The sequence below is a fragment of the Flagellimonas sp. 389 genome (genome assembly GCF_018449435.1).
In the GTDB taxonomy this organism is placed as follows: domain Bacteria; phylum Bacteroidota; class Bacteroidia; order Flavobacteriales; family Flavobacteriaceae; genus Flagellimonas.
Genome location: NZ_JAHCMU010000003.1, coordinates 164,462 through 189,130, shown reverse-complemented (window position 1 = coordinate 189,130; position 24,669 = coordinate 164,462). Strand labels below are relative to the sequence as shown.

Here is a 24,669-nt window from a genome sequence, read left to right as displayed (position 1 = left end):
TTGCTAATTTCTATCATTTTGGTAATTATCCTTGTATTTGGAAGGACTAACACCCTCCATCTTTCTAAAAAACCGTGTCAAATTGTTGGGTTCGCTAAATTTTAAGGAATGTGCTATTTCGGCAATCGTTTTATCGGAATAACGAAGTTCTGTTTTTACCTCTTGCAGTAGTCTGTTATTGATTATTTCTTTTGATGTATGCCCGGTATGTTCTTTTACCATAGCATTCATTTGATGCCGTGTTATATGTAATAGATTACAATAATCCGTAACAGAATGTAATGTTCGAATATTTAGTTCGAGCAGTTCTTTAAACTTATAAATTATTGAATTTGATTGGATGTTGGGTGAAATATTGTAACATTTTGAATACAGCCGATTCAACTTTGACAAGGAGAAATATAAAAGTGAGCGTAATATATGAGAGCTATCATTTTGATAATTTTTTATTTCCGCAATGATTTCATCTAAAGCAAATCGTATAACATTGTAATCTTCATTGACCAATTGCAAATATTGAGGGTATTGGTAATTATAAAAATACTGTAACCGATAAGCGAACAATTTATCATCAAAAAAATCAGATAAAAAGTCATTTTGAAAAACAAGATGAAAACCTTTAACCCCAGATAGCGAAATTTTACAACTTTTCTTTTGAAAGGGACAGATAAAAAAAAAGCTATTTTCTGCAACCTCCAAAAGATGTCCGTTCAATTCAATTGTTCCATTGGCTCTTTCGAAAACCATGATCTCAAAAAAATTGGTTGTGTGAGGTGCAGGATCGAAAAAAACGTTTGGGTTTCCTTCAAATCTGTGAAGATCCATCAGCAATTCGAATCCGTACTTTCTTTTTTCAAAAATAAATGTTCGCAAATTGTAGTTTTATTATGCCGATTTTATGTTTAACAATAATTTTGACTTTAAGTAGCTTCTTGTGAAGCTCTTACCTTTTTTGAAGCCTTCCCTGTTTTTAGGAACGGCCTAAAATTCAGATTTGTCATAGTTTAATTCGGCAAAGTCAAATTCATTCATTCTTCTTTTTTGTCAGTCCGTAAATAATGTTAATCGGAAAAATCAATTGCCCTAAGGTCATTAGCAAAACAATTGAAGTAATAATTAAAGTCAGATTATTATTGAATTCATATTCCATAATGTCAGTCCGATAAAGCTTGGTTAAAATCCAGACAACTATAGTTCCGCCAAAAGTCAGTCCAATGTGAATCCAATTTAACCATTTTGATAATTTTCTGCCCACTTTTTGCATGATCCAATATCCAGTTCCGATTATTCCAAAGAATGCAGAAATCATTATTGCAGAATGCAAATAAGTAATTACATAATAAGTATCGTGAACATTGATGTCCAATACAGCATCTCCACTCAAAATTCCAATCAATAGTATTATTGGAATAGCCAGTAAAAAAATCAGATGTGGTTTTTCAATTAGTTTATTCATCCAACTTGTGGCGTTAGCCGCCCGTGTTATTCGAGTTGAGGCGGGACGCAACGGAGCATTAACTCTAACGGGTTGAGTAAAATGCATTAAAATGCATTTTTACACAGTGTTAGCTTCTGTTATTAATTCTATTTTTAGCTTTCTAAGTGTTTCAACTTTGGGATTAAGGCTTAATATTCCCATTTCGGAATCATAAATTTCATCATCTTTCATTTTTTTGGTGAAATCCATTTTTGAATCTGCTTGCCCAATTGTAATCCAAGGAAATCCATACTCTGTATCGGCAACATATATGGTCAATTCTTTATTTTCAATTTCATATAATTCGTCTCCAAATGTGTTTACTTGCATTTCACCCAAAAATTCTACTTTTGTATTTTCTTTATTAGCTACTAAATTTTGAATTATGAAGCTTTTTAACAAAACATCCTTCTTAGATTCAACATCTTTATTGACTTGATTTTCCTTAGTCTGGCTATAATTAGGGAATTCCTCACGAGTACATCTAATAAGAACATTTGTCTCTTTATTCTCATCAGATGTGATTTTATACAAATAGAATATTTCTAATTCAATTCCCATTTTTATTGATGCTAATGACGTGGATGGCAATGGTCCGCTTTCCAGCAACAAGGTATGGAATATCTTGCTTGAAGTGAAATGTACTAAGCGGTCAGTTTTGGTTTGCGCTGCGTTGTGTGCAGTTCAGATTGGGGTAGCCGCCTGCGTCATTCGAGTTGATGCGCAGCGCAGCATTAACTTGAACATTTAGTGTAAAATTCGTTTCAATGCATTTTTATACGGTGGTTATATACCATTTTCTTATTTTCATTTTTCTAATACAACTTCTACTTTTCGCTCCAGTTCACTATCATAGATCCGACGAACTTACTCAAGAGTAAGAACCTTGCGAATTAGCACTTACTAGCTATGCTTTATATTCTTTGTTGTGTGTGGTTATTTTATGATTTTATTTTCTATATGCACCAATTTCAATTCTTTACGGTAGGCTTCAATTCTCGCATAGGCAGTTCCGTCAACTAATAAGATAACTATCAGCATCGCAATCGTTGTTATGCTAACTGCTCTCCAAGTTGGCGTATTAATAAATAGAATTAGTAATGCTGCTACAATAATTAAAATTGGAATTGCCTTAAATACGACTGTGTATTCTTTTAATGTGCTTTCGGAACGTTCAATTTCGGACAGAAAAAAGGCTGGTGTATCGCTATTGAACGCTTTTTTAAATTGGGTAATTCTTGATTTGTTGGTGTAAAATAAACCAAGTCCTATGGTCATAAGTAATAAACCTGCTACCAAGGTTGGAATGATGTAAGCCTTTGCTAAGTCCGTTTTTCCCAACTGCCAAAACCCAATACTTGCGATTAAAAATAAAATGGCAAAGAAGATGAAGAAACGTGTTGAAAATACTTCAGACTTTGCCCATTCTGTGGCTAATTTTAATAATTCCATTTTAGTTTAGTTTATATTTTTCTCTATACTCGGTTGGACTTATGCCTTCTTTCTTTTTGAATAATCTCGAAAAATAGGGTGGATATTCAAACCCTAATTCATACGCCACTTCTGAAATACTCTTATTTGGTTGTAATAGTATATTTTTTGCTTCATCAATCAGGTGTAAGTGTAAGTGTTCGGTTGTGGTTTTACCTGTTTCTTTTTTTAGAGTATCACTTAAGTAACGTTGCGAAACGGACATTTTATCTGTGATTTGTTCTATACTTGGAATGCCTTTTTCTTGCAATTGACCTGATTCAAAATATTCAGTTAAATGTTGATTAAATTGTTCCAACAAATCGTTTGATATTTCTTTTCTGTTTAAAAACTGTCTTTCATAAAAACGATTGGCATATTTTAACAGGGTGTCCAATTGAGAAATTATGATTTCTTTGCTATAGACATCTTGATTATTTTGATATTCAATTTCAATCGTTTCTACTATCGATTCTATTTGCTTTTCTTCTTTAGGTGAAAGATGTAATGCTTCGTTTACTGAATAAGAAAAGAAACCGTATTTCTTTATTTGTTGGGCTAATGCTGTCCCTTTCAAAAAATCTTCGTGGAAATTAATTGAAAAGCCTTTTTGCTCAAAAACAACGCTATTATCCCATTGTAAAACTTGTCTTGGAGCAATGAAAATTAAAGCCCCATTGGTGAAATCATATTTCGTTCGCCCATAGTTTAAATTACCTTTTACGTATTTTTTAAAACTAATGGAATAGCAATCATTGGTAATTGGTGGCGAACTTTCTCGCGGACAAGGTAGATAACCATCGCCTTTTGAGTTAAAAACACTAAACATTGGATGCTCTGGTCGAGGCAGTCCTAAATAATCTAAATAAGATGACAATTTTTTAAAGTGTTTCATATTTCCAATTTAGATATTCCATTTTACACCTGTCTCATTTTCCGAAAGTTCCCATAGTTTTTTAGCAACAGCTTTATCTTTAGCGTGTGGCTCTATTTTGTGTGCTCCAACTGGACCTACCCAATTGCTTGTTCCTGTTGGGCCGTAAAAACCCTTTTGGTCAAGATTTGGCTCCGTTGCACACATCAATTGGGGATACGCACCTTTTTCGGCCGATTGTGTTAATGGGGATAGTTTCATGAGATTAAAGATGAATTTCATCATAAAACTACCACTTGTATTTATCAAGTTGGTTCTTGAAGAACCAGGATGGCAAGCATATGCTTTAACGTCTGTTTTACCTACTGCTGCCAATCTATCCTGTAGTTCATAAATAGTCATAATCTGTGCCAATTTACTTTGACTATAAGCATTGTTAGGGGTGTAATCTTTATCCCAATTCAAATCGTCAAATTTGATGGTTTTAATTCCCATATCATATCCCATACTTCCTACAGTTACAATTCGTCCTTTAGATTTTTCTATTAATGGAAATAGTAAAGCTTGAAGCGTAAAATTGCCATAGTAGTTCGTTCCCATTTGACTTTCCCAACCGTCTACTGTTAGCGTTTGTTTAGGTACTTGGGCAATTGCGGCGTTACAGATAAGTGCATTAATTTGAGGAACCATTTTTAAAACTTCTGCAACTGCTTTTTTTATAGAGGCTTGCTTGGATAAGTCCATTTGAATGTTAGTAACATCAATATCGTTACCCAATTCTTGTTTCAATGAAGCAATGGTGTCTTCTACTTTCTTTGGGTTTCTATTAAGCATTACCACCTTTGCACCTTTTGAAAGCAATATTTTTGTTGCTTCAAAACCTGTTCCGCTTGTAGTACCTGTAATGACGAATGTTTTGCCATTTAGATTTCCAATGCTGTCTGGTGTCCAACCTTTTTTACCAAATTGATTTGTATTCATTTTGTCTATTTTTTATAGATTAAAAGAATAAGACAAAGGTCGGGTGGAAGTAGATTTGACTCCTTATACAGATTTTCGAATATCGTATACTCTTTGGTTGGCTTTTTACGCACTACGGGCTTTGTGTTATACACGTTGTTGGTGGCTATACTTTTGCTCATTGCCACCAACGGTTGGATATATACACTTTACTATAAAAGTAAGCATATCCAAAACGAAATGTTGGTTATGTAACACCTTTGGGTATTGTTTTAATAACCTATTATAGTTTCGTTATGGACACCTCTCAAAAAATCACAGCATAAATTTAATGCATTGAGGGTGATGTGAATAATCTAGGAACGGTTGAACACTTTTTATTAAAGCCTTGAATAATATATGTGTGCACGGGCATATAGTATGTTGCTCGTTTTGTAGCTATGTCGGTATATCAAAAAACTACTAAGAAGGATAGTTGTACTTGCTATTCAGCTACTGCCTTTTCAGGAGATCCGAACAGTTCTTTTACATCCACTTGGTTCCTAAGAATATCATCAAATGTTTCCTGTTTTCTGATTAAATGGGCTTTTCCGTTGTGCCAAAGTACCTCTGCCGGCCTAAATCTGGAATTGTAATTGCTCGCCATGGTAAAACAGTAGGCGCCAGCATTCTTAAAACACAAAATATCCCCTTCAGAAATTTCGTTGATCCTGCGGTTGCTGCCAAACGTATCCGTCTCGCAAATGTAGCCAACTACAGAGTAATAACGTTCCCTTCCGTTGGTATTGGATATATTGATGATTTCATGCGAGGACCCATAGAGCATAGGTCTTATCAAGTGATTAAATCCAGAATCGATACTTGCAAAAACTGTGGAAGTTGTTTGTTTGACCACGTTCACCTTTGCCAAAAAGTAACCTGCTTCGCTTACCAAAAACTTCCCCGGTTCAAAGGCCAGGGTCAGTTCCTTGCCATACTCCTTACAGAACTTATTGAAGCGACTGGTGAGCTTTTTCCCCAATTCCTCAACATTGGTCTCTATATCTCCGGTTTTGTAGGGTACCTTAAACCCACTGCCAAAGTCTATAAAATCCAAATCCCTAAAGTTTTTGGCCGTTTCGAACAAAATCTCAGAAGCATATAGAAAAACATCGATATCCAGAATATCGCTACCGGTATGCATGTGGATACCATTGATGTTCATTTGGGTAAGGTCCACGATACGTAACAAATGTGGAATCTGGTGAATACTGATTCCAAACTTAGAATCGATATGGCCCACAGAAATATTGGAGTTGCCCCCTGCCATCACATGTGGATTTATACGAATACATACCGGTACGTTTGGATGTTTGCTCCCAAATTGTTCCAGAACCGATAGGTTATCTATATTGATTTGAACGCCTAATGCCGCAGCTTCTTCAATTTCTTCCAAGGAAACACCGTTTGGTGTGTAAATAATGGACTCAGGCTGAAACCCTGCCATAAGACCCAGCTTTACCTCTTGAATGGAAACGGTGTCCAGACCGCTCCCCAAATGATTCATTAAACGGAGAATGGAAACATTGGAAAGTGCTTTTGCAGCATAATTGAGCCTAAGGTTTCCAACACCCTTGAAAGCATTTGTTAAACGTTGAAATTGAGAGGCTATTTTTTCAGCATCATAAACATACAGGGGAGCTCCAAATTCCTTTGTAATGTTCAGTAAATCTTGGGAGTTCATAAGCTAACGTTATTTGTGACAAATCTAAAGGTTGCAGACTAGTTGCACAAGATTATTTTAAGAAAAAGTAAATATATAACAATTTGTTTTAAAAATAACAATTATTGCGTAAAGGTGTTTGCCCTTTTAAACTTGTCATTGTAAATTTAGGGCAAATTATTAGGATGAAATTACCCCTATTCCCATTGCAGTCAGTTTTCTTTCCGGGAGAAACCGTACCGTTACATATTTTTGAAGAAAGGTACAAGCAATTGATTCTGGATTGCAGGAAAGAAGCAGTGACTTTTGGCATTCCTGTCTTTATCAATAATACCATTTCCTACGGTACCGAGGTGCAGTTGGTAGAAGTGGTTACCACCTATGAGAGCGGTGAAATGGATGTAGTTTGTATTGCCCGGCAGGTCTTTAAGGTGCTTTCATTCGAAAATCAAATTGAGGGAAAGCCCTATGCCGGAGGAGATGTACAATTTTTGGATATGGAAAATGACGCCAGCGAAGAACTTAGAAAAGAAGTATTGGAGCGTGTGGAAGAATTGTACGGTTTAATGGATGTACCCTTTACCAAAACATCCCCAAAACAGTTCAATAGTTATTCGCTTGCACACAAAATGGGACTTTCCTTTGAACAGGAATACGAGCTGTTGCAAATTTCGAATGAGACCGATAGACTGTATTTTATCAAAACCCATTTGGAGAATACGACTTCGGTATTGAATGAAGTTAAACGTACCAAAGGAATCATAGAAATGAACGGACATTTTAAAAATTTTGACCCGTTGGATTTTACTGACTTTAAGATTTGATCACCTCTCTTTGCACACTTTTCGATGAACAAAAAAATCAAAACATCCATAGTATCAATTTAGCCATCATTTATTCCTTTTTCCCCTTCAATTTGTCAATGTCGTTTTCTATTTTTGTAGTACGAACAAAAGTAAAGTATAGATGAATCTTCACGAATATCAAGGTAAAGAAATTTTAGCAAGTTTTGGAGTTAGAATCCAACGCGGAATAGTTGCACGTAATGCCAAACAAGCAGTGGATGCAGCCAAGCAGCTTACACAAGAAACAGGAACGGGATGGCATGTAGTAAAGGCCCAGGTTCACGCTGGTGGCCGTGGTAAAGGCGGTGGTGTTAAGTTGGCAAAAAACTTGAAAGAAGTAGAAGAGATTGCGGGAAACATTATAGGTATGAACCTTATTACGCCACAGACCTCCGCAGAAGGAAAAAAAGTGCACCAAGTGCTTATTGCTGAAGATGTTTACTACCCGGGAGATAGCGAAACGAGCGAATTTTACATGTCCGTTCTATTGAACAGGGGAACTGGAAGAAACATGGTAATGTACTCGACCGAAGGGGGTATGGATATTGAAGAAGTTGCTGAAAAGACACCTCATTTGATATTTACCGAAGAGATTGATCCAGCTACGGGATTACTTCCATTCCAAGCAAGAAAGATTGCCTTTAATCTTGGACTTTCAGGAACCGCTTTCAAAGAAATGACAAAGTTTGTTTCATCACTTTACAGGGCATATGTGGAAAGTGATTCCAGTATGTTCGAGATAAATCCGGTCTTAAAAACTTCTGATGATAAAATAATGGCTGTGGATGCCAAGGTTTCTATTGATGATAATTCTTTATATCGAAGAAAGGCTTATGCCGAAATGCGGGATTTGCGTGAAGAAAACCCAATTGAAGTCGAGGCGCGCGAAGTAGGATTGAATTACGTGGATTTGGACGGTAATGTAGGCTGTATGGTCAACGGTGCCGGACTTGCCATGGCAACTATGGATTTGATCAAGATGGCAGGTGGTGAACCGGCCAACTTTTTGGATGTAGGTGGTACGGCAGATGCCAAAAGGGTGGAAGAAGCTTTCCGAATCATTTTGAAAGACCCCAACGTAAAAGCGATACTTATCAATATTTTTGGGGGAATCGTCCGTTGTGATAGAGTTGCGCAAGGGGTGGTAGATGCCTATAAAAATATGGGAGATGCCATTAAAGTGCCTATCATAGTTCGATTACAGGGTACCAATGCAGAACTGGCAAAAGAGATTATCGATAATTCTGGATTAGCGGTACATTCAGCTGTTCAATTTCAAGAAGCTGCGGATAAAGTCAAAGAAGTGCTGGGTTAGAAGTCTACCTCACACAATCCCGATAATACTTAGGGCAACGTTTAGTTAACGTTGCCCTTTTTTTGTATCGCTAAAAGTTTAGGCTCAGGTTTCATAAATCTTCAGTAATCTTTCTAATTGCATAACAAGTTTTTCTGCTTTTGGAAGGTTCCAATGAAAGATTCTTAGCATACGGTTCTTAGCTAAAAAAAGCTCCAATATTAGGTAAGTGTTATTGAATTTAAGCATGGGTTAAATCAAGTTTTTGTGTAAAGTTTTTCTGAAAATAGAACTTAATTTTGCCATGTCTTTGCAAAGAAACGTTCTTCAAATTTTGAATAAATAGCTGTAAAACAGATTTATATGAAATCATTGAATAGAAATCAAAAAAATATCATCAAAAGAACCCATATTGCTTTAGTTATCTTTTGTTTATGTATCTCTGGAAATATTCTTGCAAACAGAGACAATACAATCGATCCTTCAGAGAATCTTTCAATACAAATTCAGATGCTATTGAAAAACAATTCTTTTCAGTTAGCTGAAAATGAATTGATGGCCGCCAAAGTACGTTTCACCATTAACAAGGAAGGTGAAATTGTAGTGTTGTCCGTCTATACTGAAAACGATATGTTGGAGGGATTTGTCAAGGGACGGTTGAACTATAAAAAAGTAACGGTTGGAAACGTAATTGAGGGAAAAATATATACGATTCCTGTAAAGATTACAACCTAATTAGCTGGTAGTATTTGAATTAGTTGAGAAATCCCGGAGACTTCCGGGATTTTTTTATACACTAAAGTCAGGTGTTTTGGAGTTATGTACTTAGCATTACATGTCAACTCCAAAATAATGGGAACGTATAAAGAGAAATTGAGTATTCTTTCTGAGATGATTGCCTTTGCAAGGGTAGATTATTCGCTGAAACAATCAGAATATCAATTTTTACTTGGTGTTGCTTCCAATTTGGGAGTAGACAAGGAAACGTTCAATAAACTTCTCAAAAAAAAATCGCCAAAAGTTGTTCTTAAAACACAAGCTGAGCGAATCGTGCAGTTCCATAGGTTGTTGCTGCTCATGAATGTGGATAAAGAACAGCACGACAAGGAAATCAGCACACTTCATAACATAGGGCTCGCGATGGGACTGCCACCATCTGCCATTGGGCAGGTTTTGGAGGTAATGCACAAGTATCCCGATAACATTATTCCAGTAGACGTACTCATCAATATTTTCAAGGCACATTACAATTAATGCCATTTTGACATTATAATTTGTTAATAAAATGTCAAAATGACATATTTATTGTAGTGGTATGGGATTTGACTATGGTTAGGTGATTTTAATGTTTAATATAAAATGTATCACCATGAGTATAGTAAAAAGAAATAACGTGTTTTTCCCATCATTAATGAACGATGTTTTTGGACCAGATTGGTTTGGAGGAATTGAGAACCAAAAAAACTTTGTTCCTTCAGTAAATATTAAGGACAACACGGAAGCATTTGAATTGGAACTGGCTGTTCCCGGTTTCAAAAAAGAAGATTTTAAGGTAGAGGTCGATAATGATGTTTTGACAATTTCGAGCGAGACAAAGTCCGAAAACGAAGAAACAAACGATAATTACACAAGGAAGGAATTTTCTTTTTCTTCCTTTAAAAGAGCCTTCACTTTACCAGAAACAGTAGATGGCAATAAAATTGATGCCAACTACGAAGATGGAATTTTAAAATTGACACTTCCTAAAAAAGAAGAGGCATTACCAAGGCCTAAAAGATTGATTTCTATAGGATAATTACAAAAGAAGAAGAACGCACCATTTAGGTGTTTCATGATGATTGGTTTAGTTGGTTAGTTAGTTTGGAAGCGCGTTTCTGCACATTCATAGTGTTGTGAGCGCGCTTTCTTTTTTATTCACTCTCTTGTAAAACCTTTATCTCGTCCCTAAGCTTTGCGGCCTCCATAAAATTGAGTTCTTTGGCCGCTTTTTCCATGGCTTTGCGTTTTTCACGAACCATCTTCTCTTTTTGGTCTGGAGTAAGATATTCCAATTCTGGTTCCGCAGCGCGTAACTCTTCTTTATGAAAATGATAGGTGGAAACTGAATTTTTGGCCAAAGCACTGTCCAGACTCTTATTTAAAGCTTTGGGAACAAGATTGTTGTCTTTGTTGTAGGTCATTTGTTTCTCTCTACGATAGTTCGTCTCATCTATTGTTTTCTTCATACTTTCTGTTATGGTGTCGGCATACATGATAGCTTTTCCATTTAAGTTACGGGCAGCACGTCCCACGGTTTGGGTCAAGGAGCGATTGCTCCGTAAAAAACCTTCTTTGTCCGCATCTAGGATAGCTACAAGTGAAACCTCTGGTAAATCCAGACCTTCCCGTAACAGGTTGACCCCAATCAAAACATCAAAAATACCTTTTCTCAAATCTTGCATGATCTCTACACGTTCAAGCGTATCCACATCACTATGGATATAGCGACAACGTACATCGATTCGCGTCAAATATTTTGCTAGTTCCTCCGCCATTCGTTTGGTCAGGGTCGTTACCAAAGTTCGCTCATCTTTCTCTACCCGTTGCTGAATTTCCTCTACGAGATTATCAATTTGGTTTAAGCTTGGCCGTACTTCGATAATGGGATCCAATAAACCCGTTGGCCTGATTACCTGTTCTACGTAAACCCCTTGGCTTAGCTGTAATTCATAGTCCGCAGGCGTGGCACTCACATAGATTACTTGATTTTGTAATGCTTCGAATTCTTCAAACTTGAGTGGTCTGTTGTCCATTGCTGCCGGTAACCGAAATCCGTACTCCACAAGATTCTCTTTTCTTGAGCGGTCACCACCGTACATGGCATGTACTTGTGGTATGGTTACGTGACTTTCATCAATGATCATTAGATAATCGTCCGGAAAGTAATCCAACAGGCAGAACGGTCGCGTACCAGGCTCCCTGCCATCTAAATACCTGGAATAGTTTTCGATTCCTGAGCAGTAACCCAGTTCGCGTATCATTTCCAAATCAAAGTTGGTACGCTCTTCCAAACGTTTTGCTTCAAGGGGCCTCCCGACTTCTTTAAAGTAATCTATCTGTTTTACCAAATCATCCTGAATTTGATGAATGGCGTTTTGAAGTATATCCGGTGAGGTAACGAACATGTTAGCAGGGTAAATATTCAGGGAATCATAGACCTCTATGACATTATTGTTAAACGGGTCCAATGCCTCTATTTCCTCAATTTCATCTCCAAAAAAGTGAATACGGAATGCATGGTCGGCATATCCGGGGAATACATCCACAACGTCTCCCTTGACCCTGAAATTCCCATTTCTAAAATCGGCGGTAGTTCTTGAATAGAGGCTCTGTACCAATTGTTTTAAGAACTTGGTTCTCGATATGACTTGGTCTCTGTGAATTGAAATTACATTTTTTTGAAATTCTATTGGATTTCCGATACCATACAAACAAGATACCGATGCCACGACCAAAACATCTCTACGACCTGATAATAAAGATGAAGTTGAACTTAACCTTAGTTTTTCGATGTCTTCATTAATGGACAGATCTTTTTCAATATACAATCCACTGGTTGGAATGTAGGCTTCGGGTTGGTAATAATCGTAATAGGATACAAAGTATTCAATGGCATTATTGGGAAAAAACTGTTTGAATTCGGAATACAGTTGGGCGGCGAGTGTTTTGTTATGTGCTAATACAAGTGTGGGACGCTGTACTTTTTCCACCACATTGGCTACTGTAAATGTTTTACCAGAACCCGTCACACCCAGTAGTGTTTGGTGTGGTTCTTTTTCTTTTATACCATCTACCAATTGTTTTATGGCTTGGGGTTGGTCACCAGTTGGGCTAAAATCGGATACTACTTGAAACTTCATTTTTTAAAATTACGAAGCAAATGGCTACTGTAAAAAAAATCTAACGCCTTAATGCGAAATGTCCTTTAAATTCTCTATTGTCAATGCCAATTGCACTATACCAGTAATCAGAAGAGGGTAACGGACGTCCGTTCAACAGACCGTCCCAACCAATGGAATCCGAAGTGATCTGTGAAATAAGAGTTCCGTATCTATCGAATATTGAAATGGAGACTATTTCAAAATCTTCAATATTTGGTGGGAGCGCGAATTGCCAAAAATCATTGATGCCATCTCCATTTGGGGTGAAGAATTTTGGAAATCCTTCGGAGATGAGATCTTGTTCAACTTCTTCTGAAAGTATGCAACCATCTTCATTTTTATCCCTAACATAAACCGTATTGTTTCCGATAGGTACGTTGGTGAAAACGTTGCTGTCTTGATAAGGTCCACTTATATCATTTAGCGCAAAATCATACTCGCTGTTTCCAGAAACATTTACGGTCAATCTCAGATTATCGCCATCTCTTTCTACATCTATGGAATTAATATTAGGTCCAGGTATAACATCAACCGTAAATTCTTGCGAAGAAGTACAGGGAATATTGTTTCCATTAGGATCGGCGAAATTGGTGACATCCAATCGATAAAGGCCGCCTTCTGATATTTCAACTTCTGAGGTTTCGGATAATAATTCAATCTCTGTTCCACCCGATGTAATGCTTGCCCATCTGTAGGTTTCGGCTATGGCGTTTGTGGATAAAATGATTGGAGGGGAATTTTCGCAAATTACAATGGTCCCTTCAACATCCAATTCTGGAAATAGGGTGACAATTTCTCCTGTTGTCCTATCCAAAAAAGGTCCACAGCCCAAAGCAGTTGAAAACACTTCTTGTTGACAATTTAGTGCTTCCCCTAATTCATTTTTAGGGATAATAGTAATGAAAATAGAACGATTTGCTTCAAATTCTAAAACAGGCAACATTGTGTCAAATACTTCTCTTTCACGTAATATCTCCCTTCCATCGGGAGTAGTTCCAAGACTTACCAAATAGCTCCGTGCACCAGATACGGGCTCCCATTGCAATATTACCGTCAATGGTACATCTGAATCTCCATTTTGGGGAGAAATAAGCCTTGTGCATCCCAAGTTTGTTTGTATATCTTGCGTTGTAAATGATTGAACAGTACAACTCGTTGCATCCCCAACAATATTAAAAGGTATTATTGTGACAAAGATTTCGGTATTGAGCGGAAAATCATTGGGAGGGTTAAAAGTTAACACATTACCTACATTTTGTGGTCCAAAAATTTCAGAACCTCCCATACTTGTTCCTATGCTCAATCTATAGTCTGTGGCTTTTGGAGCGTAATTCCATCTTATGTTGGATCTGAAATTTATATCGATTTCACCATCAATAGGATTTCTTAATGTTGTACAATCTGGTACGATGCTAACGTTTTCTGTCGTAAAGGATTTGCTGGGACATACAATGCTTGCAGTCCCATCGAAAAACAATAATGTAATTGTTATGTGAACCTGCGTGTTATTAGGAAGCCCAACAGGTGGAGTGAAGAAATTTGCACTACCTACATTTCGCTCTGATTGAATATCTTGACCACCTACGGTTGTACCTATTGTTATGGAATAACCTGCAACACCAGGTATTTCTTCCCAGGATATCACTGTTTCTACCGGAACACCAGTTGCTCCTTCCAATGGATTAAGGAGGGATGGACAGCGCTGGGAAAAAGCAAGTATTGGGATTAGAAATAACCCTATGTAAAGCAATTTTTTTAGCATTTGACAAAAATCAAACACTACAAGATACTATAAATCACGCTTTTTCAACAAGGCATAGGATAAATAGACGAAAATAGCTGTCCAACCGAGAACAATAAGAATTTCGTGCAACTGTACTTGATAGTCCAAACTAATGCTTTCTCCTACCTGATCAGCTACGGTTTGTACAGCTTCCAATCTAGTAATAGGCTCTTTTATAAGATTATACATGGATTGCAAGGGAAAGAAGCCCATAACAATTTCTGTGGTCTCTTTGTCAAATAATTTCCATCGTATCAACCCATTAATAATCCCTTCCAAAATTTGCCAGATGACCAGAAAGCCTAATGAAAAAGCAGAACGTTTTACCAGAATCCCCAAAAACAAACAGAACGAAAAGAAGCCTACTAATTTTACAAAAAATGCTACCAAAAACTCTAAATCTGAAAATATGATGGAGATTTCGTCATAATCTGAATAGATAGATCCTAAAACAAGTGAAACCACAAAAACAAAAACAGTGGATACCAAGGCAAAGGAAATCACGGTAAGGAATTTTGAGAGAATGAACTCCTTTTTGGACAGGCCATCAATTAGATTCTGCTTAATGGTCTTATTACTGTATTCGTTTGCCATCATGGATACAATGACAATTGCCAAGAACAACTTGAAAAAAGCGGTCACGAAAGTATTGAAATGCCATATGTAAGGAAAATTGAAAATACCAATTTCGGCTAAATGGAACTTAATTGGGCCAATATCAAATTTGATGGCGGCGACAAGGGCTATGGAAGTCAATAGGAAAAAATACGATGTTATCAATATTTTGCTTGCCCTATTGTTCCAAAGTTTTATAAATTCTATGTGAAGTAATCGTACCATTTCTTTTTAGTTGTTTTTGGTCAAGGTTAAAAATTGCTCTTCAAGACTTTCTTTTCGTTTCACAAGATGTGATAATACCATACCATCCTTAAACAACATTTTGTTAAGTTCCTCTGCATTCATTTCTTCTTTTAAGAAAGCGGTCAAAATGCCGTTCTCTCGAGTTATTTTTCCAAAGCTTGCATGGTTTTCCAAAAGTGATTGGAGCTTTTCCATATCAGTGGTCCGTAACTCAAAGAAACCATGGCTGGCAAGCATACTGTCCACCGGACCGGAATATAGCTTTTTGCCTTTTCTGAGAATGACCACATGGGAGCAGACTTTTTCCACCTCGTCCAACAAATGGGAAGCAAGCAAGATAGTGGTTCCTTGGCTTGTGATTTTTTTAATGATTTCCCGTATTTGATGGATGCCTTGTGGATCTAGTCCGTTAGTAGGCTCATCAAGAATGAGAATTTCAGGGTCGTTCAATAGGGCAGAGGCTATGGCCAAACGTTGTTTCATTCCCAGGGAATACGTTCTAAATTTACTGTCCTTCCTATCCCATAACCCGACCAATTCCAGTTTTTCCTGAATCTTCGTATCTGAAACTTCTTTTATTTTACAGACCAATTTTAGATTTTGGATGGCCGTCATGTAGGGATAAAAGTTGGGTCGCTCAATGATGGCTCCAACTTTCTTTAGGGCTTCGTGTGTAGATGTGTTGCCATCGAACCAACTAAACTCTCCAGATGTCCTGTTGACCACGTTTAAAATAATCCCCAAAGTGGTGGATTTTCCGCTGCCGTTAGGCCCAAGAATACCATAGACATTTCCTTTTTCTATGGTAAACGATAAATCTTTTACGGCAGTTAAATAACCAAATTTCTTGGTCAGGTTGTTAACGGTGAGTATTGTCTCCAAGTGGGAATCGTTTTTTGATTTGTTTATAGTAACTTGACGAAGTATTATCAAATTTGTTACAAAATAGGGAAAGAATGTCCGAGGAAAAATTAATGTCCAAGAAAAAGCCAGCATATCCAGTACATAAAAAATTGGATAGCTATCTGGCGAAATACAATAGAAAAATTGAGATTCCTATTTTTTACGATGATTTATTGCGTTTTGCAGGTTCCGTTGCAGTTTATGACGATAATGGGGATGACACGTTGTGGATCAGGGTATACTACTCAGAATTTGATAGGGACGAAATTGATTTGAGCCTGAAGAAGGTGTACTCTATATTGCATTCAGACGGTAGTGAACGTATTTTGGAGTATTTGAACGTTGATGCCGTGGACTATTGCACCTTTGGAAATTCCAAACCCTTTCGAATAAAAGTGCGTAACATTCTCAATGATAACTACACGCATTTCTACGTAAAGAAAACAGATGCTTCACGGGTATATGGGCTTGAGTTGGAACACATGCTCTCCCCGTATAACTTGAATTTTTTGGTGTATAAAGACACGTTGATAGAAGAACATATCCCAGGAATACCAGGTGATGTTTTCATCAAGGATATTTTACCCAATTGTAGTGAAAGGGAACAGGCACAATTGGCCAAGGAGTTTGTGAAATTCAATGAACGTTGTATGATACGCTTACTTGGCGATATGCGCTCTTACAATTATGTGATAATACCTGTCCATGATTTTGATCATGTGGTATACCGTATACGTGCCATAGATTTTGATCAGCAATGTTTTGAAGGTAAGTTTAAGGTGTATCTGCCGCAGTTTTTTAAGGAAAACCTAAAAATGGTAGAGTTGGTAAGCTCTAAATTACAGGAATATTCCGTAGACCAATACAAAATAGAAGAACGTTCTATAGTTGCAAAACGAATCATAAGCTCAGGAAATAGAATCAGAAGATTAGTTAGCTGTGTAAAAACAGATGTGATATCCTTGCCCGATAATGTTAAGCGCTTAAAAGAAGAACTGCACGATTTTACCATGGACGTTGGCTTTAAGAAGTGTGAGACTATGGGACAGATACTATCTGAGGCACTGGATTTTGTCCGGCGCAATTACGAAGACGTGAGCATGAGGCAGATAATCGAAAAAAAGTTTTGAACTAAGATTTCTGCTCTTTATTGAAATATACCAGATAATAGTACATCTGCTTTTCTTCATCCCACCCCTTTTCAACAAACTTTTCTGCCGATTCAGGATTGATAAAATCCATTTTTATCTGAATATTGGTATCCAAGTTGATAACATTCTTTATTTTCTTGCGCGCATCGGATACCGCTTTGTTGGCAATATCAAAATTTGAAACATCTTCGATACTATATTTTGGACCTTTTTCGACTTTATAGTGTTTAAATTCTGGTATCAATTCTGGGTTTTCCAATACCTCGTTCAAAAAACTACTTTCCTCAAATTCATCATTTTTGGCAAAATGGTTTACGGCCCTGTTCATGAACATCACCTCTTGTTGCTTGTCCTCGGCGGGTAACACCACATCTTTTGCAAAGTTCTGGCAAAATTTCAAATAGTTTTTAGTGTAAAAGTTCTCATCTGTCAATGGCACCAGTCCAAGAAAATTCTCTAGCCAATACTTGGCATCATAACGATTGCTATCCACGGACAACACTTTATAGCCGTCCTCCTTATTTAAATTGAAAACAATACATCCTTTATCCAGTTTATTGATATTGATGCCTTGGCGAATCAGAATTTCTAGATTTTGCTCATTCTCCTTAAACTGCAAGAAGTCGTGTTTTAGTTCACTCTTAAAAATACCTACAGCTTCGGTCTTTTCATTGTCGATTACCATGTCCGAAAAATGAACAACATAAACCTCTCCGCTCTTTATATGTGGATGGTTTGACTGTTCATAAAGATGTGTGGTTATCTTTTTGGAAATGGAATGTGCTTTTGATGAATCTTCAAAAAGTTCAGCTACAGATTTAAAAATCGCATTGAATTCTAAATCGACCTCATTGGAAAACCGAAAGTAGTTCTCTTCTTTTTCCCTAAAAGGTTTAAAAAAGTATTCTTTGAGCAACCCGGACATTTCGTCATTTAATGAAAAGGGCTCTGCGGATAAAAAGATAGGTTCACTTTTGTTTTTATTACCAACGCTATGTAATGAAACACTTTCAATTTGGGCAGGATATAGGTTCAGCATCGTTACGTTTTGCTTAAAGTTTTGGTTAAATATAAAGTGAATACGGTCTAATTCCAGTTTTCATCAAAATCCAGGTCATCATAGTTGTCAAAGGAATCATCAAAATCGACCGAAGGTTTTGATTCAAACTTTTTTTCAGGAGGTGAATCCGGTAATTCGCCAAAACTGAACAACACATTGGGATATGATCTGTTATCTTCTTTCTCCGTAATGTCTGCCAGTTCAACAAAAAAGGTCCACATGCTGAAAAAATCGTATACATAAATCATTTTTGGACTTTGTTCAGTAAGTACATCGTCCACATTGGTCTCATTCATCAATCGAACGTCCGCACCGGTCTCGCTCATATCAAAAAGAGCAATTTCCTCGTCTTGGTTCCATTCTTCGTCACAGGTATAAAAAGAGGCCATTTCGCTACCACCAAAGCCAAAGGCTTGTGTAATTGCATTGTGGAATTCTTCCAATGTGCTGGAATCCTCAATCTCAATATCCCTAAAGATATCTTCCTCTGCATCAAGAATTATCCTGATTTTATAAATCATCCAAAAATTTTTAGAATGGGGGCAAAGTTACGAAGTTTTAGGGCTTCTCTTTATATTTATCGTTTCCAAAATCAAATAGAATTGAACACCAAAAAGTAATGATGCCAAGACCAAATGTGCTGGTTGACTTCCGAAGGGGAAATCAATATAATACATGGCCATCCCAGTTAAAATTTCGAATCCGATCAGGGCAACGACCCAATTTATTTTAGGAAGATTGAGCTTCTTTTTCTTTATGATGAACCACAAATAACCATTTGTCAACAGCACTAAAACAGACAATGAACGGTGAACATAAAATTGAAAAGTTGGGTCTAACAGCCATAGATTTTTTGCATTTTCCCCTACGATTCCAATTTGCTCGTCCACAAATTGCCTCACTTGAGTACCCAATACTATTTGAATTAGTGTTAGTATTAAGGTTGCCACCAAAAGATAATTAAGCGGTAGAAACGTATTTTCCACTTTCTTATCAGGTTTAGTTCTGTGAATGATATAGAGAAGAAACGCTACAATTACCAGAGCCATTACCATGTGAAGGGTAATTCTAACGGGTGCCAAAAGCGAGTATACGACAGTGGCTCCAAGCCATGCCTGAAATCCCATGCCAAATACGGTCAACCATGAAAGAAGTGTGATGCTTTTGTCCGTATTCCAAAACCTAATGGAATAAACGGCCAGAATCAAGGTAGCTAGCCCCGCCAGTGCTCCAAGCAATCTATTTATGTATTCAATCCAAGTATGCCAAACATTGAATATAGCATAATCATGTTTGGTATAGGGTTGCCAATTTTCACTATTATAGGTGTCCTTGGTACTAAAATCTGATTGTGCTATTTGCAAAGTTTCGTCAACAATAATTACTTGACCTTTTTTGAATTCCCTATCGGGTTGCCATTTTAACACTGCTTCATCTGTAGGGGGTATATAGTATCCAAAACATTTAGGCCAGTCGGGGCATCCCATACCACTTCCGGTCATACGAACGACCGCTCCCGCGATGATGACCAAATAGACTAAGATCAAGGTGATTTTTGCAATTTTTCTAAAAGTCATTTTCATGTGGTGCTAGGTTTTAAACCCAAATACTTTCCTTTTTCAAGCATAAACTGATAGGCCGCTTCATGTTCATTGGGAATTTCGCCTTCTAGAATGGCTTCTTTTATGGCATCTTTGATGATACCTATTTCTTTGGAAGGCTTTAAGCCAAAGACTTTCATGATTTCTTCTCCGGTAACGGGGGGTTGAAAATTCCGGATATGATCTCTTTCTTCGACTTCAACAATTTTCTGGCGAACAATCTTAAAGTTGTTCCTGTATTTCTTTTGTTTCTTTGGATTTTTTGTGGTGATGTCGGCCTCACAAAGTGTCATAAGGTCATCTACGTAGTCTCCAGCGTCAAATACCAATCTACGAACGGCCGAGTCGGTTACATGCTCCTCTGAAAGCACAATTGGTCTAGAACTCATCAATACCATTTTTTGTACAAACTTCATCTTATCATTAAGAGGCATTTTCAGTCTCTTAAAAAGCTTGTAGACCATTTTTGAGCCTACAAACTCATGTGCATGAAATGTCCAACCAATTTTTTTATGGAAACGTTTTGTAGGAGCTTTGCCAATATCATGCAATAAGGCAGCCCAGCGTAACCATAGATCATCTGTGTTTTCTGCAATATTATCCACCACCTCCAACGTGTGCCAAAAATTATCTTTATGGCGTTGTCCTTCAATTTCTTCAATACCCTGTAGTGCTTTGAGTTCTGGCAGAATAATGGGTAAGAGCCCGGTCTGATGCATTAACTTAAAACCTATTGAAGGCTTTTTGCTTAAGATTATTTTATGGAGTTCATCAACAATTCGCTCTTTTGAAACAATTTTAATACGTTCCTTATGCTCGGATATGGCCTTTAGGGATTGTGTTTCGATATTAAAATTTAGCTGGGTGGCAAACCTAATGGCACGCATCATGCGCAATGGATCATCGGAATACGTAATAGCGGGATCAAGAGGGGTCCTTAAAATCTTATCTTCTAAATCTTTTTTGCCATTGAAAGGGTCAAGGAGTTGTCCAAAATTTCTTTGGTTTAACGCAAAAGCCATGGCATTGATTGTAAAATCCCGGCGATTCTGATCATCTTCCAGGGAACCATCTTCTACTAATGGTTTTCTGCTATCGCGATTGTAGCTTTCTTTTCTGGCTCCCACAAATTCCAGTTCTAACTCTTGGTGTTTGATCATTGCAGTGCCAAAATTCTTGAACACGGATACCTTGGGCTTACCCTGTAATTGGGCCGCTACTTTTTGGGCCAGTTCAATTCCGCTGCCTACGGCCACGATATCTATATCCTTCGGAGTCTTTCTATTTAAAAAAAAGTCCCTAACAAATCCGCCTATCACGTAAGTGTCAATCTTCAATTCATCTGCGGTATTTCCGATAAGCGAAAAAACGGCGTTGCGGATGGCCTCTTTATGGAATTCCTGCGTCATTCTATACCCTGATTACCTTGACCTGACCATCATTACTAAGCTTAATTATGGATGAGGGAGAAGGATTTTCTTTTTCTAGTTGCAAATTTACCACATAGTCGACTCCTTTTAAAATTTCTGGGTAGATCTCTTTTGCAAGATTAGGTGTCGGAGCACCTAAGATTTCTATAGATGCAGAAACTATAGGTTTCCGAAACTTGTTGATCAAGTATTGGCAGAATTTATCTGAAACAACTCTAATGGATAGCGTGTTATCTTGTGCAACAAGTTTTTTTGCTATTCCTTTGGGCCTGTCAAAAATTATGGTCGTGGGTTTATTGGCTAAATCCATGATGTCATAGGCAGCCTCAGGTACTTCGGTCACATGACGTTCTACCATAGCCTGGCTGGAAACTAAGCAAACAAATTGATGGGAATCCACACTTTTTATAAGTTCATAGATTTTTTCGACAGCTTTTTCATTTGTAGCATCACAGCCTATACGCCATCCGGTTTCAGCGGGGAAAAGGATTGAGTCTCCTTCTTTTAGAACTTTTATGCAGTTATTGATTTCTTCAACCATATTAAGAATTACTGTTACTTTTCCAAAAAATTGATATACTTGTTTTTCTGTGCTTCAAAATTCCACTTTTCACCGTCGTAAGGTTGTTTATATTTCTCAGAGTTTTTGCAAATATTTTTTAAAACTTTGGCCAGTTCCCCAACATCATTATAAAAAACAGCATGTAAGTTGAAATCTTCAATATGACTTAGTCCTTTAGGAGAAATCAAATTTTTTCTGTAAGCAAAAGCCAAATTATAACTACCCATTATTTTGTATTTGGAATAGTTTTCCCCAACATGTTTTAGTGGAAGCAAAACATAATCTGACTTGGAAATATATTCATGAAAAAGGGCATTCTCAATAAAGGAATCGAAAAGAATGAAGTTATCTCGTACGCCATTTGACTTTATTTTTTCTAGAAATTGTTTGTTTTTTTCTTCTGACCCATTGGTTTTGCCGAGAATCAGGATTTTTATATTTTCAACTGGTTTTATTTGTAAAAGTGCGTCGGTTAGTATGTCGTAATCCCTTCGATTAAAATCTAGTTTTCCAGGTACGTTTATCCAGATTTCTTTCTTGGGTTTTGAAATGCTTGAAGTAGTATATTCAGGAAAAAAAATGGGGTAAAAACTACCCAATTCTATTGATTGATTTTTTAAATCAATCGAATCCAATAAAAAGTCGTTCAAGACAAAGAATTTTTTTATAGCTCTATTGATCAGTTTTTGAGATAGACTATCATTTACCTTTTTCAAATTGTGAAGAATACCAAAAAGATTAGCTTTTCCTTTTAGGAGATTACTCAAAACTATTACCTCTAATCTTGAACTTGCCGTATTAAAGACAACGGTTTCTACTTTGTTTTTTGAAAGATACTCTGATAGCTTAAAAATTTTATTAATTCTTTCAAGAATGTTCTTAGTTGATTTCCCATCGTAAACAACACTTTTTTCAACTAGATGCAAATATTCATTGGACCTTTCTAGAATTTGGGGACTCACGATAAGCGTGATCAAGTATTGCGATTCCTTCAAAAATTTAATCTGAGAGTAGATACACTCATCATGATACGCGTTAAATTCAATAAGAGCAACTTTTTTCATAGATTAATAGGAACAATGAAATCGTATAGCAAAGTTATCTTTTAAATTATAGACTTTACTATTTTTGTCAAGATGAACCTAGAAGAGAAAGAAGCTCCCAAAATATCGATTATTGTCAGTACGTACAATTCTGAAGAATGGTTAGAGAAAGTGCTATGGGGTTTCAACTGTCAAATTTTTAAGGATTTTGAAGTTGTTATTGCAGATGACGGCTCTGGACCTAAAACTAAGGCGTTGTTGGAGGCAATGACCAAAGAGGTTTTTTATAACATAATACATGTTTGGCAAAAAGATGAAGGTTTTCAGAAATCAAGAATTCTTAACAAGTCGGTAGAGGCGTGTAATGCCGATTACATCATTATGACCGATGGGGATTGCATTCCAAGGGAAGATTTTGTTGAAGTTCATTATATCAATAAGGAGAAAGGTTATTTTATTTCTGGAGGGTATTATATGTTGCCCATGAATATTTCCAAAATGATTAGCAAAGAAGATATTGAGAAACAAAATTGTTTTAATATCAATTGGCTGAAAGAGAAAGGCATCCCAAAAACCTTTAAAAACAACAAGTTGACAGCTAAAGGTTTGATTTCCAATTTCTTAAATACATTTACTCCGACAAACGCCAGTTGGAACGGACACAATTCTTCTGGATGGAAGAAAGATATTTTAAATGTAAATGGTTTTGATGAGCGTATGCAATATGGCGGTCAAGATAGAGAGTTGGGGGAACGCCTGTTCAATTTTGGATTAAAATCAAAACAATTGCGATATAGTGCGGTTTGCGTACATTTAGACCACAAAAGGGGTTATAAGACACCCGAATCTATCAAAAAGAATGTAGCTATTCGTAAAGAAACTAGAAATAAGAAATTAGTGTGGAGCCATCATGGCATTACTAAATAATAGGTAAGCTCATTTTTCTTCTCCAGTCTCTTCAATTCTCTAAATCTTTCTAGAACTCCTAAAGCATTCAAATAAGAAATCGTAAACCCTCTTTTCCCATCCAAGAATCCAAGTCTTAAAAAATAATGGTTAAAGAATTTCCATAAGGGTTTAAAAATCATGGCAATATAACTGAATTTTTTTTCTTTATAAAAAGCTTCTTTAGCCTTTAACTGGCCATAACGAAGCATTTTCCCCTTGTAATCATTATAATCTTTGTAGCAATAGTGTGTTAGTCGTTCTTTTAGAATACCAGAAGTTCCATCCACTTCCAAGGTTTCATGGACAATCTTTTTATCCGTAAAATGCGCTTTACTTTTTTTAAATAACCTATGGTTTTTATCCGTTTGCCAACCACTATAATTTAATGGAGTGTTTTGAAACATAAATTTGCGGTAGAACCAATAAGCTTCATGGGCATTTGGGTCATTTATAGTATCTAAAATTTCTTTTTCAAGTTTATCGGTAACGACTTCATCAGCATCCACAAACAGTATCCAATCGTTTGTAGCTTGCTTAAGGGCAAAGGATTTTTGTGCTGTAAAATTCTCGAATGGATTTTGGATAACCTTTACTTTGGGATGATTGGTTAAAAACTCATAGGTTCCATCCGTACTATAAGAATCAACGACAATTATTTCATCGGCAAATGATATGGAATCCAAACATCTTTCGATATATCCCATTTCATTATAAGTAATGATTAATGCCGATAGTTTTTGCTCTGGGTTGCTCAATTCAAATTTATTCATTGGTGAACTATTACA

General features: G+C 36.7%; 25 protein-coding genes. 7 read left to right on the top strand and 18 right to left on the bottom strand.

The window, feature by feature from the left end:
- Positions 1-3 precede the first annotated feature (3 nt).
- The 7 genes from KIM67_RS04105 to lysA form a co-directional block, all read right to left on the bottom strand.
- Entirely contained in the window at positions 4-747 is a 744-nt protein-coding gene (locus tag KIM67_RS04105) for an AraC family transcriptional regulator (protein WP_250149139.1), read from the bottom strand.
- Between the two features lie 277 nt (positions 748-1,024).
- Entirely contained in the window at positions 1,025-1,543 is a 519-nt protein-coding gene (locus KIM67_RS04100; RefSeq protein ID WP_213830089.1) for a cbb3-type cytochrome c oxidase subunit I, read from the bottom strand.
- A gap of 12 nt (positions 1,544-1,555) precedes the next feature.
- Positions 1,556-2,038 carry a hypothetical protein gene (locus KIM67_RS04095; RefSeq protein ID WP_213830088.1) on the bottom strand — a complete coding sequence of 161 codons (483 nt, stop codon included), beginning with the start codon at positions 2,036-2,038 and terminating at the stop codon, positions 1,556-1,558.
- Positions 2,039-2,413: 375 nt separating this feature from the next.
- Positions 2,414-2,929, bottom strand: a complete 516-nt coding sequence (locus tag KIM67_RS04090; RefSeq protein WP_213830087.1) for a hypothetical protein — start codon at positions 2,927-2,929, stop codon at positions 2,414-2,416.
- Between the two features lies 1 nt (position 2,930).
- Entirely contained in the window at positions 2,931-3,842 is a 912-nt protein-coding gene (locus KIM67_RS04085; protein WP_213830086.1) for an AraC family transcriptional regulator, read from the bottom strand.
- Positions 3,843-3,851: 9 nt separating this feature from the next.
- Positions 3,852-4,802, bottom strand: a complete 951-nt coding sequence (locus tag KIM67_RS04080) for an SDR family oxidoreductase (protein ID WP_213830085.1) — start codon at positions 4,800-4,802, stop codon at positions 3,852-3,854.
- Positions 4,803-5,265: 463 nt separating this feature from the next.
- Positions 5,266-6,504 carry a diaminopimelate decarboxylase gene (gene lysA, locus KIM67_RS04075; RefSeq protein WP_213830084.1) on the bottom strand — a complete coding sequence of 413 codons (1,239 nt, stop codon included), beginning with the start codon at positions 6,502-6,504 and terminating at the stop codon, positions 5,266-5,268.
- A gap of 164 nt (positions 6,505-6,668) precedes the next feature.
- Here lysA and KIM67_RS04070 point away from each other — a divergent pair, with 164 nt between their 5' ends.
- The 5 genes from KIM67_RS04070 to KIM67_RS04050 all read left to right on the top strand — a co-directional run bounded on the left by KIM67_RS04070 (position 6,669) and on the right by KIM67_RS04050 (position 10,417).
- Positions 6,669-7,307, top strand: a complete 639-nt coding sequence (locus tag KIM67_RS04070) for an LON peptidase substrate-binding domain-containing protein (RefSeq protein WP_213830083.1) — start codon at positions 6,669-6,671, stop codon at positions 7,305-7,307.
- 142 nt (positions 7,308-7,449) lie between these two features.
- Positions 7,450-8,643 (top strand): ADP-forming succinate--CoA ligase subunit beta, encoded by a 1,194-nt coding sequence (gene sucC / locus KIM67_RS04065; protein ID WP_213830082.1) that lies wholly within the window; start codon positions 7,450-7,452, stop codon positions 8,641-8,643.
- A gap of 342 nt (positions 8,644-8,985) precedes the next feature.
- Complete coding sequence (locus tag KIM67_RS04060; RefSeq protein WP_213830081.1) at positions 8,986-9,357, top strand: hypothetical protein; 372 nt, start codon at positions 8,986-8,988, stop codon at positions 9,355-9,357.
- A gap of 117 nt (positions 9,358-9,474) precedes the next feature.
- Positions 9,475-9,876, top strand: a complete 402-nt coding sequence (locus tag KIM67_RS04055) for a TerB family tellurite resistance protein (protein ID WP_163418235.1) — start codon at positions 9,475-9,477, stop codon at positions 9,874-9,876.
- A gap of 115 nt (positions 9,877-9,991) precedes the next feature.
- Complete coding sequence (locus KIM67_RS04050) at positions 9,992-10,417, top strand: Hsp20/alpha crystallin family protein (protein WP_213830080.1); 426 nt, start codon at positions 9,992-9,994, stop codon at positions 10,415-10,417.
- A 115-nt stretch (positions 10,418-10,532) separates the two neighbouring features.
- Here KIM67_RS04050 and uvrB read toward each other — a convergent pair whose 3' ends face one another.
- The 4 genes from uvrB to KIM67_RS04030 are packed head-to-tail and all read right to left on the bottom strand — an operon-like array spanning position 10,533 to position 16,068.
- Positions 10,533-12,521: an excinuclease ABC subunit UvrB gene (gene uvrB / locus KIM67_RS04045; protein WP_213830079.1), complete on the bottom strand. Its 1,989-nt coding sequence runs from the start codon at positions 12,519-12,521 to the stop codon at positions 10,533-10,535.
- 40 nt (positions 12,522-12,561) lie between these two features.
- Positions 12,562-14,304 (bottom strand): T9SS type B sorting domain-containing protein, encoded by a 1,743-nt coding sequence (locus KIM67_RS04040; RefSeq protein ID WP_213830078.1) that lies wholly within the window; start codon positions 14,302-14,304, stop codon positions 12,562-12,564.
- 27 nt (positions 14,305-14,331) lie between these two features.
- Complete coding sequence (locus KIM67_RS04035; protein WP_213830077.1) at positions 14,332-15,165, bottom strand: ABC transporter permease; 834 nt, start codon at positions 15,163-15,165, stop codon at positions 14,332-14,334.
- 6 nt (positions 15,166-15,171) lie between these two features.
- A complete protein-coding gene (locus tag KIM67_RS04030) occupies positions 15,172-16,068 on the bottom strand; it encodes an ABC transporter ATP-binding protein (RefSeq protein ID WP_213830076.1) in 897 nt (298 codons plus the stop codon).
- A 74-nt stretch (positions 16,069-16,142) separates the two neighbouring features.
- Between KIM67_RS04030 and KIM67_RS04025 the strand changes: the two genes are divergently transcribed.
- The gene (locus tag KIM67_RS04025) at positions 16,143-17,219 is read left to right on the top strand and encodes a hypothetical protein (protein WP_213830075.1); all 1,077 of its coding nucleotides are present in this window, start codon (positions 16,143-16,145) and stop codon (positions 17,217-17,219) included.
- 1 nt (position 17,220) lies between these two features.
- On the opposite strand, the gene KIM67_RS04020 is transcribed toward KIM67_RS04025, so the two are convergent.
- From KIM67_RS04020 to KIM67_RS03995, 6 genes are read right to left on the bottom strand one after another with little or no spacing between them, the layout of a single operon-like run.
- Entirely contained in the window at positions 17,221-18,279 is a 1,059-nt protein-coding gene (locus KIM67_RS04020; protein ID WP_213830074.1) for a nucleoid-associated protein, read from the bottom strand.
- 47 nt (positions 18,280-18,326) lie between these two features.
- On the bottom strand, positions 18,327-18,821 hold the full coding sequence (locus KIM67_RS04015; protein ID WP_213830073.1) for a hypothetical protein: 495 nt from the start codon (positions 18,819-18,821) through the stop codon (positions 18,327-18,329).
- A 27-nt stretch (positions 18,822-18,848) separates the two neighbouring features.
- Positions 18,849-19,883: a heme A synthase gene (locus tag KIM67_RS04010; protein ID WP_213830072.1), complete on the bottom strand. Its 1,035-nt coding sequence runs from the start codon at positions 19,881-19,883 to the stop codon at positions 18,849-18,851.
- The gene (locus KIM67_RS04005) at positions 19,880-21,310 is read right to left on the bottom strand and encodes a CCA tRNA nucleotidyltransferase (protein WP_213830071.1); all 1,431 of its coding nucleotides are present in this window, start codon (positions 21,308-21,310) and stop codon (positions 19,880-19,882) included. The genes KIM67_RS04010 and KIM67_RS04005 overlap by 4 nt, the downstream gene beginning before the upstream one ends.
- Before the next feature lies 1 nt (position 21,311).
- On the bottom strand, positions 21,312-21,872 hold the full coding sequence (locus tag KIM67_RS04000) for an L-threonylcarbamoyladenylate synthase (RefSeq protein WP_213830070.1): 561 nt from the start codon (positions 21,870-21,872) through the stop codon (positions 21,312-21,314).
- A 14-nt stretch (positions 21,873-21,886) separates the two neighbouring features.
- Positions 21,887-22,957, bottom strand: a complete 1,071-nt coding sequence (locus KIM67_RS03995; RefSeq protein WP_213830069.1) for a hypothetical protein — start codon at positions 22,955-22,957, stop codon at positions 21,887-21,889.
- A gap of 72 nt (positions 22,958-23,029) precedes the next feature.
- Here KIM67_RS03995 and KIM67_RS03990 point away from each other — a divergent pair, with 72 nt between their 5' ends.
- Positions 23,030-23,863, top strand: a complete 834-nt coding sequence (locus KIM67_RS03990; protein WP_213830068.1) for a glycosyltransferase family 2 protein — start codon at positions 23,030-23,032, stop codon at positions 23,861-23,863.
- Here the strand turns inward: KIM67_RS03990 and KIM67_RS03985 are convergent.
- On the bottom strand, positions 23,845-24,654 hold the full coding sequence (locus KIM67_RS03985; RefSeq protein WP_213830067.1) for a glycosyltransferase family 2 protein: 810 nt from the start codon (positions 24,652-24,654) through the stop codon (positions 23,845-23,847). The genes KIM67_RS03990 and KIM67_RS03985 overlap by 19 nt on opposite strands.
- Positions 24,655-24,669: the final 15 nt, after the last annotated feature.